At 34.7% G+C, this 17,247-nt stretch carries 12 protein-coding genes; 1 reads left to right on the top strand and 11 read right to left on the bottom strand.

Features of this window, described 5'->3' with window-relative positions; genetic code table 11:
• Window positions 1-12 precede the first annotated feature (12 nt).
• From FEM21_RS01625 to FEM21_RS01590, 8 genes are read right to left on the bottom strand one after another with little or no spacing between them, the layout of a single operon-like run.
• Window positions 13-1,809: a cytochrome c oxidase subunit I gene (locus FEM21_RS01625; protein ID WP_035656967.1), complete on the bottom strand. Its 1,797-nt coding sequence runs from the start codon at window positions 1,807-1,809 to the stop codon at window positions 13-15.
• Between the two features lie 33 nt (window positions 1,810-1,842).
• Window positions 1,843-3,003 (bottom strand): cytochrome c oxidase subunit II, encoded by a 1,161-nt coding sequence (locus FEM21_RS01620; RefSeq protein WP_035656966.1) that lies wholly within the window; start codon window positions 3,001-3,003, stop codon window positions 1,843-1,845.
• A 19-nt stretch (window positions 3,004-3,022) separates the two neighbouring features.
• Window positions 3,023-4,555, bottom strand: coding sequence for a hypothetical protein (locus FEM21_RS01615; protein WP_035656965.1), 1,533 nt, complete (start codon window positions 4,553-4,555; stop codon window positions 3,023-3,025).
• A gap of 27 nt (window positions 4,556-4,582) precedes the next feature.
• On the bottom strand, window positions 4,583-5,128 hold the full coding sequence (locus FEM21_RS01610; protein WP_035656963.1) for a c-type cytochrome: 546 nt from the start codon (window positions 5,126-5,128) through the stop codon (window positions 4,583-4,585).
• 7 nt (window positions 5,129-5,135) lie between these two features.
• Window positions 5,136-5,663, bottom strand: coding sequence for a DUF3341 domain-containing protein (locus FEM21_RS01605; RefSeq protein WP_035656962.1), 528 nt, complete (start codon window positions 5,661-5,663; stop codon window positions 5,136-5,138).
• Window positions 5,656-7,059 carry an NrfD/PsrC family molybdoenzyme membrane anchor subunit gene (gene nrfD / locus FEM21_RS01600; RefSeq protein ID WP_035656960.1) on the bottom strand — a complete coding sequence of 468 codons (1,404 nt, stop codon included), beginning with the start codon at window positions 7,057-7,059 and terminating at the stop codon, window positions 5,656-5,658. Before nrfD ends, FEM21_RS01605 begins: the two co-directional genes overlap by 8 nt.
• 30 nt (window positions 7,060-7,089) lie before the next feature.
• A complete protein-coding gene (locus FEM21_RS01595; protein ID WP_035656958.1) occupies window positions 7,090-10,149 on the bottom strand; it encodes a TAT-variant-translocated molybdopterin oxidoreductase in 3,060 nt (1,019 codons plus the stop codon).
• A 32-nt stretch (window positions 10,150-10,181) separates the two neighbouring features.
• Window positions 10,182-11,510 (bottom strand): c-type cytochrome, encoded by a 1,329-nt coding sequence (locus FEM21_RS01590; protein ID WP_035656956.1) that lies wholly within the window; start codon window positions 11,508-11,510, stop codon window positions 10,182-10,184.
• Between the two features lie 217 nt (window positions 11,511-11,727).
• Here FEM21_RS01590 and FEM21_RS01585 point away from each other — a divergent pair, with 217 nt between their 5' ends.
• Entirely contained in the window at window positions 11,728-12,117 is a 390-nt protein-coding gene (locus tag FEM21_RS01585) for an SPOR domain-containing protein (RefSeq protein WP_035656954.1), read from the top strand.
• 129 nt (window positions 12,118-12,246) lie between these two features.
• On the opposite strand, the gene FEM21_RS01580 is transcribed toward FEM21_RS01585, so the two are convergent.
• The 3 genes from FEM21_RS01580 to nusA all read right to left on the bottom strand — a co-directional run bounded on the left by FEM21_RS01580 (window position 12,247) and on the right by nusA (window position 17,244).
• Window positions 12,247-12,726, bottom strand: coding sequence for a hypothetical protein (locus FEM21_RS01580; protein ID WP_035656953.1), 480 nt, complete (start codon window positions 12,724-12,726; stop codon window positions 12,247-12,249).
• A gap of 301 nt (window positions 12,727-13,027) precedes the next feature.
• Window positions 13,028-15,940: a translation initiation factor IF-2 gene (gene infB / locus FEM21_RS01575; RefSeq protein ID WP_035656951.1), complete on the bottom strand. Its 2,913-nt coding sequence runs from the start codon at window positions 15,938-15,940 to the stop codon at window positions 13,028-13,030.
• Between the two features lie 50 nt (window positions 15,941-15,990).
• Window positions 15,991-17,244, bottom strand: coding sequence for a transcription termination factor NusA (gene nusA, locus FEM21_RS01570; RefSeq protein ID WP_035656949.1), 1,254 nt, complete (start codon window positions 17,242-17,244; stop codon window positions 15,991-15,993).
• Between the last annotated feature and the right edge of the window lie 3 nt (window positions 17,245-17,247).

Below are 17,247 nucleotides of genomic sequence, written 5' to 3'. Positions count from 1 at the left end.
TTTATATTATTTTTAGTGATGTAAAACTGATTCACCTGGTTTCATTGGAACCGTTTGAGGTACAAAATCAACATCGTGCTCTGGGTTACTGTAATCGTAAGCCCAACGGTGTACTTCAGGAATTTCACCTGGCCAGTTTCCGTGGATGTGTTCTACTGGAGTTGTCCACTCTAATGTTGTAGATTTCCAAGGATTTTGCTCAGCTTTCTTACCGTAGAAAATACTACTAAAGAAGTTGTATAAGAATACTAATTGGAAAACTCCACCTACTAATGCAAAAACAGTAATCAATACGTTTACGTTTTGTAAATCATCAAATAATGGGAAGTTAGTATTTGTATAATAACGTCTTGGCAAACCTGCTAATCCGATAAAGTGCATTGGAAAGAAAACTCCATAAGCACAAACTGCAGTAATCCAGAAGTGGATATAACCTAAGTTTTTATTCAACATTCTACCGAACATTTTAGGGAACCAGTGGTAGATACCAGCAAACATCCCGTAAAGCGCAGAGATACCCATTACTAAGTGAAAGTGAGCAATTACAAAATAAGTATCGTGAACGTTAATATCTAATGTACTATCTCCTAAAATGATTCCTGTTAAACCTCCAGTAATGAAAGTTGAAACCATCCCGATAGAGAATAACATTGCAGGATTTAATTGTAAGTTACCTTTCCATAAAGTTGTAATCCAGTTGAATGCTTTTACAGCAGATGGAATTGCAATCAATAAAGTAGTAAATGTAAATACAGAACCTAAGAATGGATTCATACCTGAAATAAACATGTGGTGACCCCAAACAATTGTAGATAAAAATGCAATTGCAAGAACTGACATAATCATCGCTCTGTAACCAAAGATAGGTTTACGAGAGTTTGTTGCCATAATCTCAGAAACAAGTCCCATTGCAGGTAAGATTACGATGTAAACTTCAGGGTGTCCTAAGAACCAGAATAAGTGCTCAAACAATACTGGAGAACCACCTTGGTAATGTAAAACTTCTCCAGCGATATAAATATCAGACAAGAAGAATGATGTTCCAAAACTTCTATCGAAAATCAATAATAAAGCTGCTGATAATAAAACCGGGAACGAAATAACTCCAATAATAGCAGTTACAAAAAATGTCCATATTGTAAGAGGAAGTCTTGTCATAGACATTCCTTTAGTTCTTAAATTGATAACAGTAACAATATAATTTAAAGATCCCATTAATGAAGATGCGATAAATATAGCCATTGATACTAACCAAAGTGTCATACCTGTTCCAGATCCTGGAATCGCTTGTGGCAAGGCACTTAATGGAGGATAAATTGTCCAACCTGCAGAAGCTGGTCCTGATTCTACAAATAATGAAGCTAACATAATTACAGCAGACAGGAAGAATAACCAATATGATATCATATTCATAAATCCTGAAGCCATATCTCGTGCACCAATTTGAAGCGGAATAAGTAAGTTACTAAAAGTACCACTCAATCCAGCCGTAAGTACAAAGAATACCATGATAGTACCATGGATTGTCACTAATGCAAGATAAACATCATTAGCCATTACACCTTCCGGAGCAAATTTATCACCTAATAAAACATTGAAGATTTTAAAAGACTCTTCTGGCCATGCTAATTGCATTCTAAAAAGCAAAGACATACTGATACCAATAACTCCCATAATAATACCTGTAATAAGGTATTGTTTAGCAATCATTTTATGATCAAGACTAAAAATATATTTAGTAATGAATGTCTCTTTATGGTGGTGTTCGTGTTCGTGATCGTGAGCGTGATCGTGACCTTCTGCTGACATATATTATACTTTAAATTTTCTTAATAAATTAAATTATTTCACAGCTACAGCAACTGTATCAGCTGCTGCTACTGTATCTTTTTTAACTTCACCTTCAGTTGCTGCTGCACCTTCTGCCGGTTGTTCTAAAGATGCTTTTACCTGCTTAACAAGTGATTCCTGATTAGCTAACCATTTTTTATAATCTTCTGGAGAATCTACAATAACTTTCATTTGCATGTTATAGTGAGAAGCTCCACAAATTTTATTACAAAGTAACAAATAGTCAAAAGCATAAGGATCTAAACCTGGTTGCCCTTTAGCGATTAATTCAGCGCTTTTCTTAGCTCTTAAATCATTGATATGAGAAACTTTCTCAATCATATAAGGCAAGTCTCTGTACTCAGCCGTTGTATAAGTTGGAGTAAAAGCAAACTCAGTAACCATACCAGGAACACAGTTCATCTGAGCTCTAAAGTGTGGAAAATAAGCCGAGTGTAAAACGTCCTGAGAACGGAATTTAAAATGAACTTTCTTTCCTTTAGGGATATGTAATTCACTAACAACAATATCATCCTGAGCATTTGGATCAGATAAATCTACTCCTAATGTATTTACACCTTCAATATAACGAACATTAGCTTTCCCTAATACGTTATCTGCTCCGGCGTATCTTGCAGTCCATTTAAATTGTTGAGCGTAAACTTCTACTACAATAGTATCTTCGTCTTCATCAACAAACATAATATTAGTCCAAGCGTACAATCCGTAAAGAATTAAACCAGCTAAAACTACTGCAGGAATAATACTCCATAAAGCCTCTAATTTATTATTATCAGCAAAATATAATGCTTTTTGACCTTCTTTACCTTTATATTTAAAAGCAAAATAATACAATAAAACCTGAGTAATTGCCTGAACAATAAAAATTAAAACCCAAGTAATATTCATCAAGTGATCTACTTGACCTCCGTGCTCAGAAGCAGGAGTATGAAGAGGCAAATTACCCCAGGCAATCAAACCATATATTGTAAATATATATAAGAAAGCTAAAAAACCAAACATCAAATACCCTTGTAAGTGGTTGTCTTTATCATTAGCCACTTGAGAGCTATCAGATGTAGAACCTACTTGAGTAAGGTCAAATATTTTAGTCAATTGCCATAAAGCAACAGCTAATAAAACTAAAACTATAATTACCAACAAACTTGTCATCTGTTTATCTCTTTAAAAATTAATAATGAAAATGTTTACTTTCTTCGATATAAGGATTTCTTTTTGCTAATAAAGGAACTTTAGTCAAAGCTGTAAATACAGTGAAAACAAATAATCCAAGGAAGAAAAGAACTGATGAGATTTCAGGAATACCGATAAACCATTGATCACCAACAGTAGCAGGCATAATCATGTTAAAGAAATCAACATAGTGACCTAATAAAATAACTGTTCCAGCCATTACAATTACCCATGAAAGTCTTTTGAAATCTGTATTTAAAAGAATCAACAATGGGAAAACAAAATTCATAACTACTGCTCCAAAGAATGGTAAGTTATAAACTTCAATTCTTGTAATGAAGTATGTAATTTCTTCAGGAATATTAGCATACCAAATTAACATAAATTGAGAGAACCATAAGTAAGTCCAAAAGATACTGATACCAAACATGAATTTAGCTAAGTCATGGATATGACTGTTATTAACATATTCTAAATACCCTTTAGATTTTAAATAAACAGTTACCATAGCAATCAATGTGATACCACTTACAAAGAAACTTGCAAATACATACCACCCGAATAATGTAGAGAACCAGTGAGGATCAAATGACATAATCCAATCCCAAGACATGATAGACTCAGAAACGATAAAGAATACCAAGAAACCTGCTGAAATATTGAAATTCTTTTTATAAAAACTATTATCATTAGACTCATCCTGAGCTAAACAGTTTTTTCTAGAAAAGTGACGGTATAAGTTCCACCCAATTAAGAAAATAGCTGCTCTTACAATCCAAAATCCAAAATTTAAATAACCAGCTTTACCAGCAACTAATTTATCATAGTTCTCGCTTGCCGGGTCTGTAATTCCTTCAGCCATCCATGCGAAAAGGTGATTAAAGTGAAGACCAGATAATACTAAAATTATAAAAAAGATAACAGAACCTATAGGAAGGTAAGCTGTAATACCTTGCATAACTCTGAATAAAACCGGAGACCAACCTGCAACTGCAACTTGTTGAATAGCATAGAAAACCAAAGTTCCCATTGTTATTAACAAAAAGAAGATACCAGCAACATATAATGCTGCCCAAGGTTTGTTTTGCAATTGGTGTAAAACGTGAGTTAAATGCTCTTCATGCTCAGCATGAGCATCAGCTTCATCAGCATGTTTTGCTGTTGGATGTTCTGCATGTGCATTAGCTTCTTCTGCATGAGCATCAGCAACGGCCTCAGTTGATATTGTATCTCCTGAGTGAGTATCAGCTACAGCTTCACCAGCAGGAGTTACTGCTGTATGTTCAGCATGTGCTTCTGCATTAGCTTCAACAGCATGTTCAGCAGTTGTTGCGTGCTCTGATTCATGAGCAGGCGCAGCTTCTTCATGATGCGTTGCCTCTCCGTGACCACCATGAGATGATGCAGAAAGAATACTCTCAACTTCATGAATATCTTTAGGTGCGTTTAAAAAACCATAACCTATTCCTAATATACCAACGGCCATTAAGATAAAAGAAAAAGTTTTTAATTTACTTGAAAATGTATACATATCTATTACGATCAGTTTGTTCAACAATTATAATTGGCTTCTAAGTTTTAGAACGTAGTCAGCAACTAACCAACGCTCATGAACACTTAATTGATTTGCATGAGAACCCATCGCATTTAAACCATACGTCTCAACGTGAAAAATACTTCCTTCAGTGATTTCTCTATCTTTATAACTAGGAACTCCAAGAAACTTTTCTCTTTCAACTAATTTTCCTTTACCATTACCAGATGCACCGTGACAGCTAATGCAATAGATTTCGTAAAGTTCTTTTCCTTTTCCAGAATTTCTGTCTAATGAATCAAGTGGTGACTTTAAATTAGCTTTTGCTAACTCATATCCTGCTGTAGAATTTTCATATTCATAAGGTTCAAAACCTCTATTAATACTACCTTTTGCAGGAAGCTGACCTTCTTGACCATTTGCAAAAGCTTTAGATTCTGAATAAGTTTCATAGCCTACTGACTCATACATATTTGGAAAATACTGATAATTCGGCGCTTTATCATTATGACATGAAGCTACTAACATAGTTATGCCTAACAATAGTGTTATTTTATATACCCTTTTCATATCTAAATTAATTCTTTTCTATTACTTTAACTTCTACAGCGCCTGTATTTTTGAAAAAAGAAACTAATTCTTCTTCGTTATCCTTAACAGCTACTTCCATTAAGAAATGATCATCTGTAGTTCTAACATCCGGATTTTCAGCTTCTTTAAAAGGCCATAATTTACTTCTCATATAAAAAGTAATAACCATTAAGTGGGCAGCAAAAAATACTGTCATCTCAAACATAATAGGCACAAAAGAAGGCATATTTTGAATAAAACTAAAACTTGGTTTACCTCCAATGTCCTGAGGCCAATCATGAATCATGATATAACTCATCATGAAAGTTGCAAAAGAAATACCAACACAACCATACAAAAAGGCACAAATTGCTAATCTTGATGGAGCTATTCCCATTGCTTTATCCAAACCGTGTACAGGGAATGGAGTAAAAACTTCTTCAATATGATGATGTGCAGCTCTTGTTGTTTTTACAGCATGCATCAATACATCATCGTCATTATAAATGGCGTATATTACTTTATTACTACTCATGGTGTGAATCTTTATGTGCTTCTCTTTCTCTTATGTAATTGTCTCCTGTTGCTTTTAATATTGTTTTAACCTCTGCCTGTGCAATTACAGGGAAAGTTCTAGAGTACAATAAAAATAATACAAAGAAGAAACCTATTGTTCCAATGAAAATTCCAATATCAACAAATGTTGGAGAGAACATTGTCCAAGAAGATGGTAAGTAATCTCTGTGAAGAGAAGTTACAATAATTACAAATCTCTCAAACCACATTCCAATATTTACAACAATAGAAATAATGAAAGAAAACATGATACTAGTTCTTAATTTCTTGAACCACATGAACTGTGGAGAAAATACGTTACAAGTCATCATCGACCAGTAAGCCCACCAGTAAGGTCCAGTAGCTCTGTTCAAGAATGCATATTGCTCATACTCTACTCCAGAATACCAAGCGATGAACAACTCAGTAATATAAGCCACACCTACGATAGAACCTGTAATCATAATGATAAGATTCATTAATTCGATGTGTTGTAAAGTAATATAAGCTTCTAAGTTAGATACTTTTCTCATGATGATAAGCAAAGTATTTACCATCGCAAATCCTGAGAATACCGCTCCAGCAACGAAGTAAGGAGGGAAAATTGTAGTATGCCATCCAGGAATTACCGAAGTAGCAAAGTCCATAGATACAATAGTGTGTACAGAAAGTACAAGAGGAGTTGCTAAACCAGCAAGTACCAAAGATACTTCTTCAAAACGCTGCCAGTCTTTTACTCTACCACTCCATCCAAAGCTTAAGATAGAGTAAACTCTTTTATTAAATGGTGTAATTGCTCTATCTCTAAGCATTGCAAAGTCAGGTAATAAACCAGTCCACCAGAAAACTAACGATACTGATAAATAAGTTGAGATTGCAAATACGTCCCAAAGTAATGGTGAGTTAAAGTTAACCCATAATGAACCAAATTGATTCGGAATTGGTAATACCCAGTAAGCTAACCAAGGACGTCCCATGTGAATAATCGGAAACAAACCAGCTTGTACTACCGAGAAAATTGTCATTGCTTCTGCCGAACGGTTAATTGCCATTCTCCATCTTTGGCGGAATAACAATAATACTGCAGAAATTAAGGTTCCAGCGTGACCGATACCAACCCACCAAACGAAGTTTGTGATATCCCAAGCCCAACCAACGGTTTTATTTAATCCCCATGTACCAATACCTGTAGATACTGTGTAAACTATACATCCTATTCCCCAAAGGAAAGCGGCTAAAGCGATTGTAAAAACAATCCACCAGTGTTTATTAGCCTCACCCTCAACAGGTGCTGCTACATCTATTGTTACATCGTGATATGTTTTATCACCTATAACTAAAGGCTTTCTAATACTAGAGTCGTATATATGAGACATATTCCTTTATATTGATTTTAAAATTATTTCTTAAGTGTTTCTAACTTTTACGTGATAGAAAACGTTTGGTTTTGTACCTACGTGCTCTAATAAGTGATACATTCTTTCACTTTCAGCAAGTTTAGCAACCTCACTTTCTTTATCATTAACATCTCCAAATACCATAGCTCCAGAAGAACAAGCAGCTGAACATGCACAAGCATTGTTAAACTCATCTTTTGCCACTTCTCTACCTTGACGTTTTGCTTCAAGGATAACAGCTTGAGTACTTTGGATACAGAAAGAACATTTTTCCATAACTCCACGAGAACGAACGTTTACGTCTGGGTTTAACACCATACGTCCTAAATCATCATTCATGTGGTAATCGAATTCACTGTTTTTGTTATACAAGAACCAGTTAAAACGACGTACTTTATAAGGACAGTTGTTAGCACAGTAACGAGTACCAACACATCTGTTGTATGCCATATGGTTTTGACCTTGACGACCGTGAGAAGTTGCAGCAACCGGACAAACAGTTTCACAAGGTGCATGATTACAATGCTGACACATTACTGGTTGGAAAGAAACCTGTGGATTATCAGAAGCTATTTCCATTTCATTAAATGTAGAAAGCGAACTAGATAAACCTGCAATTCCTTCTTTTCTTTCATTATCACCTACAAAAGTTTCTTCAGAAGAATAATATCTGTCAATACGCAACCAGTGCATATCACGACTTCTTCTAACTTCAGCTTTACCTACAACCGGTACATTGTTTTCTGCGTGACAAGCAATAACACAAGCTCCACAACCAGTACAAGCGTTTAAGTCAATAGAAAGATTAAAGTGGTGTCCTACTGAACGATCAAAAGATTCCCATAAATCTACAGAAGTAGCTTCAACCTCTTTGTGATCTAAAGATACTTTTGGAGTTTCGTTCCAAATTTTAGCATCTTTGGTATTGAAGATTTCTAAAGAAGTTTCTTTAATAATATCTCCTCTACCCATTAAAGTTTTTTGACCTTGAACACAAGCAAACTCATGTTCTCCTCCAGCCTCAACTAATGTTACTGACTGAACATCTTTGAAACCTTTATATAAAGCGTAAGCATTAACACCTACCTGCATTTCTTCTTTTAAGGCAGCTTTACGTCCGTAACCTACAGCTAAACCTACAGTTCCTACTGCCTGACCTGGCTGAACAATAACTGGTACATTCTCTAATTTAGTTCCATCAGCAGTTGTGATTGTAGCATAACTACCATTCAAACCTCCATTAGCAACAATTTCATTAGATAAACCTAATGTTTTAGCATCAGCATTAGAAACAGTTACGTAGTTATCCCAAGAAACTCTTGTAATTGGATCCGGGAATTCTTGTAACCAAGGGTTATTTGCCTGTTGACCATCACCTAAACCAGTTTTAGTGTATAACACTAACTCTAATCCTTCAGCAGCTTTAGATTTTGACAATGCATTAGCTGCACTAGCATAATCAGCAGTACCTCCAGATAAAGCCTGAGGCGCTCCAACAAATACACCGTCATGCAATACTTTGTTCCAAGTTGAACCAGCAATAAATGATGATGAATAAGCTTTCAAATAATCGTAATAAGTTCCTGTAAGACCATTAACTGACATTAAAACATCTTGAAATTGTTTTGTATCGAATAATGGACGAATCGTTGGTTGTGTTAAACTATAAGTTCCTTTAGTTAAAACTAAATCTCCCCAAGACTCTAAGTAGTGTGCTACCGGAGCAGCAATTGTAGAAGCAAGTGCAGTTTCATCTTCTTTCAAAGATAAAGCAACAGATGTTTTTACTTTTTTAAGACCTTCAACAAAAGATGCTGAATCAGCCAAAGTATATACTGGATTAACACCACTCATAATTAAAGTGTGAACGCTACCTGCTTTCATATCATTAACTAACTGAGCAACTTTTTCGTCAGATCCTTTTCTTATTTCTCTAACACCAACAGTTGTAAAAGCTTCACTAGCTAAAACCTGGTTGATTGCTAAAACTAATAATTGTGCATTTTTATCCTGAATACCAGAAACTAAAAGTCCTTTTGAACCAGCCGCTTTTAATTGTTGAGCCGCTTTAGTAACTTCTGCTTTTAATTCAGGAGCTAAGTTTACAGCAACAGCAGAACCTGTTACTACATTATATATATGAACTAATGCTTGTTTTTGATTTGCAACCGTCATTGGCAAACGCTTATCAGCAGCAGCACCAGACAATGTCATATTAGCTTCTAACTGGAAATGACGAGACATCTTTCCATTTCTTGGAATTCTACCTTGTACATATCCTGTATCATATCCTCCACCTTGCCAGTCTCCTAAGAAATCAGCTCCAACAGAAACGATAAGAGATGCTTTTGAAAAATCATAATCAACTAAAGCTCTTTCTCCATAAACTGATTCAAATGCATCTAAAGCTGCTGATGAAGAAACCGCATCATAAACTACATGTTTTGCATTTGGGTTTGCTGCAATAAAATCAGCAATTAATTTCTCAGTAGATGGACTCGCTAAAGTATTTGTTAATAAAACTACTTGTCCGCCTTTTGCTTTCGCATCTGCAATACTTGATTTAATTTTAGAATCAACTACTGACCAAGAAGAATCTTTCGATTCAATTTTTGGAGATTTCAAACGCATACTATCATACAATGACAATATTGAGGCATGAATTCTAGCATTTGCAGCAAATTTAGCTCCTACAATAGTATTGTTTTCTATTTTAATAGGACGCCCTTCACGTGTTTTAACAAGTAGATTTGCAAAATCAAATCCGTCAAATACAGAAGTCGCATAATAATCAGCTACTCCCGGAATGATTTGTTCTGGCTGTAATACATAAGGAATTGACTTATGAACAGGTCCCTCACATGCTGCAAGTGTAGCAGCCGCAGTACTAAACCCAACGTACTTTAGAAAATCACGTCTTGAAGTCGAAGAAGATGACATTGAATCAGCATTTGCTAAAAATTCATCTGTAGGAATCTCTTCAACAAATTCGTTATTTCTAAGCGCCTCAACAATAGAACCATTTTCTAGTTCCTCAACACTTTTCCAGTATTTTTTGTTTGATGACATTGTATATATATATTAAAATCTTAATAATTTAATTAATAGTGGCATTTTCCACACTCTAAACCTCCCATTTGTGCCTCGGTCAATTTCTCTACACCGTATTTCTTAGAAAGTTCTTCATGTATTTTTTTGTAATACCCATTTCCTTCCATTTTAACATCAGTTTTTCTATGGCAATCAACACACCATCCCATTGTTAAAGGAGCAAATTGTTTTTGAATTTCATAAGTCTCAACAGGACCGTGACAAGTTTGACACTCAATTCCCCCAACAGTTACGTGTTGTGAGTGGTTGAAGTAAACAAAATCAGGTAAGTTATGAATACGAACCCATTTTACAGGTTGTGTTTTTCCAGTATAAGACTGAGTTGTTTTATCCCAACCCACTGCATCATATAATTTTTGGATTTGTGCATCATAGAATGCTTTGCTGTACTCAGGAGTAGCTGTAGTTTCAGCAACTTCAGAAATGTTTTTATGACAGTTCATACAAACATTTAAAGAAGGAATACCTGCAGTTTTACTAACTCTGGCTGCAGAGTGACAATATTTACAGTTAATCTCATTATCACCAGCGTGAATTTTATGAGAATAATGAATTGGCTGAATAGGCTGGTAATCCTGATCAACACCTACCTGCATTAAGTAGCCATACACAAAGTAACCACTAGCTAACAACAAGAAGACACAAGAAACCAATACTAAAAATTGATTTTTAACAAAAGCTTTCCAAATAGGAGTACGTTGTGCTTTTGGAGCAACCTCGATACCATTTGCTTTTGCTACTTTTCTTAGTACATTATTAACCATGAACAACATCACAACTAATACAACTAATACTAAAGCAAGAACACCTAATATCACATTATTATTAGAACCACTACCTTGTGCAGCATCAGCACCAGCCTGAGCTCCTGGTAAAGCAGCAGCAGGTTCCGCTTTTGGTTCTGAAGTATAGGCAATAATATTATCAATATCCTCGTTAGATAACTGAGGGAAAGATGTCATTACAGATTTATTATTTTCATTAAATAATTTAACTGCAGCAGGATCTCCTGACTTAATCATGTCAGAACTATTATGAATCCACTTGTAAAGCCATTCTTTTTCATGCTTATCAGCAACTCCTCTAAGCGCAGGACCTGTTGATTTTGCATCTAGCTTATGACAAGCAGCACAATTAGAATTAAAAAGCGCCTTACCTTTTACTGGATCACCTCCAGTTGTAGCAGCTGCAGGAGCAGCCTCGGTTGGAGCTGCAGGAGCAGCATCTTGCGCAAATGAAGAGAAGGAAAAAGCCAGCATCATTGCTAAACTTAAAAACATTTTCCTTGAGTTCGAATTATGGTTACCCACCTTTTTCATAAAGTATAATGATTATCTACTAAAAATTGGCACAATTTTTTATACTATAAATACATATAAAAATGCCCCTTTATTTTAAACTCCGACAAAAATACGACTTAAGAACTATTCTCAAAACCCTAAAACAGCCCAAACAACAATTTATATCAATTCTAAATAAATTTTTTATTTCACTTTCAATGAATAAATATTAATTTTACTCAAAAATCTTCACATTATGAGAATTTTAAAGATTCGAAATCATTTTTTTCACATTAGCCTACTAATTATTTGCAGTCATAAGCTGAGTGCTCAGGAGGCAAAAATTAACATTCAGCAAAATCCAAAATTCGAACAATTATTGAGTGAAAAAAGAAAAATTAACACCTCAATTACTGTAAATGAGCGATATAAAATTCAGGTTTTTAGTGGCAATAGCGAAAAAGCAAAAAGCACATTAAACGATTGCAAACAAAATTTTTCAGACCTAGATGCAACAATCGTTTTCAACACCCCTAATTATAAAGTATGGCTAGGCAATTTCAGAACCCGAATAGAAGCCGAGCGAAATTTAGTAGAAATCAAAAAAGTATATCAAAACGCATTTTTGATAAAGCCGAAAAAATAAAAATTTAACACTTTTTGTTATAAAAAAAGAGCCTAAAAAAGCAGCAAAATTGCTTTTTTAGGCTCTTTTTCATTTAGCCAAATCACAAAACTAGTTCAGCAAAAAACATCTTCTAAAACTTTATCATTCTTACTGATTCGTCATCTTTATCTTTGCGATTGTATCCTTGCTTCTATTATCAATTAGATTAATCAAAGAAGATTTTCTTTTAAAAAAACTAATACTAAACAACTCATTAATTTCTTCCAAATACAACGTATCTAGTTTACCATAAAGCAATAATTCTTTTTCATTTTGATACGATGCTTTATAGTAATAATAACCACAAAAAATAGAATCCTCTTTTTTATTCCATTGTGGAGGATTATAAAAGTCTTCCAATAAAGCATACCTCACCTGACTACCCTCTAATTCGTATTCAAAAAAATATGCATCTCCATTTTTTTTAAACACACAACTGCGACCATAATATTGCTTACCCTTACTTTTCCACTTAATATCGAAACATAAATTCTCGTTATTATTTTTGAATAACAGTTGCTCTTTTTCATTCTTACAACCAACTAAGACAGTTAGAGTAAACAGGATCTTGAAAATTTTACTATTCATTTGACTTCATATTTTGAATTTCTTTACAAATCTCTTCTGAATTCTTCAAAATGATGTATTGTTTATTACATCAATAACTATAAAACATGAAAAATTTTATCCATTAAAGCTATAATCAATTGAACAATCACCTTTAAAAAACCACTAATTTCTCACATAATAATCATATGAATTCAACTGTACACAACAATAACTTTTGTCCTAAAATTATTTACCCTTGTATTTATGCCTACACATATTATAAAAATAAACAAAAAAATCCCGACGAATCGGGATTTTCTTATAAAATATAATTAAACTATTATTTCAATTTTTTCTTGATTGCTACTTCATGGTAAGCCTCAATAACATCATATTCTTCAATATCATTAAATCCTTTAACCTGGATACCACAATCGTATCCTTTAGTAACTTCTTTCACATCGTCTTTAAAACGCTTCAAGGCTACTAATTCTCCTTCGTGAACTACCACTCCGGCTCTAATAACTCTAATTTTTGCCTGACGTGTAATCTTACCATCAGTAACCATACATCCGGCAATAGTTCCCACTTTAGAAATTTTGAACAACTCTCTAATTTCAGCAGTACCTAATACTTCTTCTTTCATTTCCGGAGCAAGCATTCCTTCCATCGCATCTTTCAAGTCATCAATTGCCGCATAGATAATTGAGTAGTAACGGATATCGATTTCTTCTTTATCAGCCAATTGTCTAGCATTTCCAGCAGGACGAACGTTAAATCCGATAATGATTGCATCTGAAGCAGAAGCCAACATAACGTCAGTTTCAGTAATTGCTCCAACTCCTTTATGGATAATATTAATTTGAATCTCTTCAGTAGATAATTTAGAGAACGAATCAGACAATGCTTCAACAGAACCATCCACGTCACCTTTAAGGATTACGTTCAATTCTTTAAATTGACCTAATGCGATACGACGTCCAATTTCATCAAGCGTAATATGACGTTGTGTACGTACTGATTGCTCACGCATTAATTGAGAACGTTTAGCAGCAATTTGTTTTGCTTCTTTTTCGTCTTCAAAAACGTTAAATTTATCTCCAGCTGTAGGAGCTCCATCTAAACCTAAAATAGATACCGGCGTTGATGGACCTGCAATAGTAACAACATTACCACGCTCATCATGCATTGCTTTAACTTTTCCGTGGTGTTTACCTGCTAACAAGTAATCTCCAATTCTTAAAGTTCCATGTTGCACCATAATAGTAGAAACATATCCTTTTCCTTTATCTAAGTAAGCTTCAACTACAGCACCTTGAGACGCTTTGTTTGGATTAGATTTTAAATCTAAAATCTCAGCTTCTAACAATACTTTCTCTAAAAGATCTTTTACTCCAAGACCGGTTTTAGCAGAAATATCATGAGATTGGATTTTACCTCCCCATTCTTCGATAAGCAAATTCATACCAGCCAATCTTTCTTTAATCTTATCCGGATTCGCGTTTGGTTTATCTATTTTATTGATTGCAAAGATAATTGGCACACCAGCTGCCTGAGCATGAGAGATAGCCTCTTTAGTTTGCGGCATGATATCATCATCGGCAGCAATTACGATAATAACAATATCGGTAAGTTGCGCTCCACGTGCACGCATTGCAGTAAACGCCTCGTGACCCGGAGTATCTAAGAATGCAATTTTTTGACCATTCTCTAATTTCACCCCGTAAGCTCCAATGTGCTGAGTAATTCCTCCTGACTCACCAGCGATAACATTTTCTTTACGGATGTAATCCAATAAAGATGTTTTACCGTGGTCAACGTGTCCCATTACAGTAACAATCGGTGCTCTGGCTACTAAATCTTCTTCTTTATCTTCAACTACTTCGATAGCTTCTTCGATATCTACAGTAATAAACTCAACGTCATAACCAAATTCATCTGCAACAATGGTTAATGTTTCAGCATCCAAACGTTGATTTTGAGTAACCATGATACCAAGTGACATACACGTTCCAATCACTTTAGTAATTGGCACATCCATCATGATTGCAATTTCACCTACAGTAACAAATTCAGTAACTTTAATAGTTTTACTTTCTTCATCTAAAGCTCTTTGCTCATCATCAGATTTCTGACGGTGCGTATCTCTTTTATCTCTTCTATATTTAGCCGCTTTAGATTTTCCTCCTTTTTTACCTTGAAGTTTTTCTAAAGTTTCTCTAATTTGATTTTTAACTTCTTCCTCTGTTGGCTCAACTTTAGCAACAATAGCAGGACGGTTTCCTTTTACAAATCCAGGTCTGGCTCCTCTATTAGCATTAAATCCTCCACCACCAGTATTAGGTGTTATTTTATTAGGATTTGGAGTTCCCGGAGGTCTTGGTGTAGCCGGCGTATTAGGTGTACCTGGTTTAGGTGCAATTCTTTTACGCTTATTTTTATTTGCATTTGCTCCAGCAGCTCCAGGTGCACCTGGTTTATTAGCTGCAATTTTTGGATCCTCTTTCTTTTTCTTTGGCTTATTGAATTGTGACAAATCAATAACCTGACCTGTTAAAGTAGCCCCAGAAAGTTTTTGATATTGTGTTGCGATAGCTTCTTCAACAGGAGCTTCGTCAGATTTAGCTGCTTCTTCAGTCTTTTTAACTTCTTTAGCTGCAGGAACAACAGGATTCTGTTTTTCCTCTTTCACAACTTCTTCTTTAGATGTATTTTCAACTACAGCTTTGCTAGCTTCTGCCGCAACAGGTTTTTCTTCTTTTTTGTCTGATTCGATTTTCTCTGGAGAAACAGTTTTAGCAGCCGGTTTTTCTTCGACAACTTCAGGCTTAGGAGCAGCTGCTGCTTTTTCCTCAACTGCTGGAGAAGAAGGAGTAGCTTTTGAAGGATTCAAATCAATTTTCCCAACTTGAACAGGACCTGAAATCGTAGCTCTCGCCTTAATTACCTCTTGTTGTTGTTTTTGTAATTCTTCTTCCTGCTTACGTTTGTCTTCCGCTTCTCTATCACGCTCAATACGTAAAGCTTCTTTTTCTTTTCTCTTCTCTTCGCCTACTTCTTTCGAAGCCTCTTTTTTCCCTCTGTCACCCGCAAACTGACCGCACAAGACATCGTATACATCATTAGAAATTTTTGTGTTTGGATTAGACTCAATCGCAATCCCTTTATCTTTAAGATAATCCACAGCTCTTTCCAAAGAAATATTCAATTCCCTTAAAACTTTGTTTATTCTTATTACTCTCTCTTCAGACATATAACCTTTTTATTATTACCTATTTCGTTGTGTTGCTTAGAAGTATAGAACTAACTATCGAACTCTTCTTTCAATATTTTCATTACATCAAGAATTGTTTCCTCTTCAAGATCTGTTCTTCTTACTAAGTCTTCTACATCATGCTTTAAAATACTTTTTGCAGTATCTAAACCAATTTTTGCAAATTCTTCTATAATCCATTCTTCAATTTCATCTGAAAACTCTGTTAATTCAACATCGTCTTCATCAGCTGTAGTACCTTCAACATCTCCTTCTCTAATAACATCTAATTCATAACCAGTTAACAAACCAGCTAATTTAATGTTATGTCCTCCTCTACCAATCGCTTTAGAAACTTCTTCTAATTTCAAATATACATCTGCTCTTTTAGCCTCTTCATTAATTTTAATCGAAGACACCTTAGCAGGACTCAATGCTCTTGTTATAAACAACTGAATGTTGTTTGTATAGTTGATTACATCAATATTCTCATTTCCTAATTCACGAACGATACCATGAATACGAGATCCTTTCATTCCCACACAAGCCCCAACTGGGTCAATTCTGTCATCATAAGAATCTACAGCTACTTTTGCTTTTTCACCTGGAATTCTCACTACTTTTTTGATGTTAATTAAACCATCAAAAACCTCTGGAATTTCTTGTTCAAATAATTTTTCTAAAAACTTCTCAGAAGTTCTAGACATAATAATTTGAGGCTTATTTCCTTTTAATTCTACGCTTTCGATAATTCCACGTACGTTATCTCCTTTACGGAAAAAGTCAGACGGAATTTGTTTTTCTTTTGGTAAAACAATCTCATTTCCTTCATCGTCCACAAGAATAACTACTCTTGGACGAACATGGTGTACTTCGGCGGTGTAAATATCGCCTATTAAATCTTTAAATTGCTTATAAAGATTAGTATTATCGTGTTCATGGATTTTAGAAATCAAATTTTGACGTAAAGCCAAAATCGCTCTTCTTCCTAAATCAATCAATTTAACTTCTTCAGAAACCTCTTCTCCAATTTCAAAATCCGCTTCAATTTTTCTGGCCTCTGTCAAAGTAATCTCTTCATTTTCGAAATCCAAATCTTCATCAGCAACGATTACTCTCCTTCTCCAAATTTCCATATCTCCTTTATCAGGATTGATAATGATATCGAAATTATCATCTGAACCGTATTTTTTCTTCAATGCATTTCTAAATACATCTTCTAAAATTGCCATAAGCGTTACACGATCAATAAGTTTATCATCTTTAAACTCTGAAAATGAATCGATTAATGCTAAATTTTCCATGCG

Origin of the sequence: Flavobacterium seoulense (assembly GCF_000695795.1) — a bacterium.
GTDB lineage: Bacteria > Bacteroidota > Bacteroidia > Flavobacteriales > Flavobacteriaceae > Flavobacterium > Flavobacterium seoulense.
This window is presented reverse-complemented; position numbering and strand designations above follow the sequence as displayed.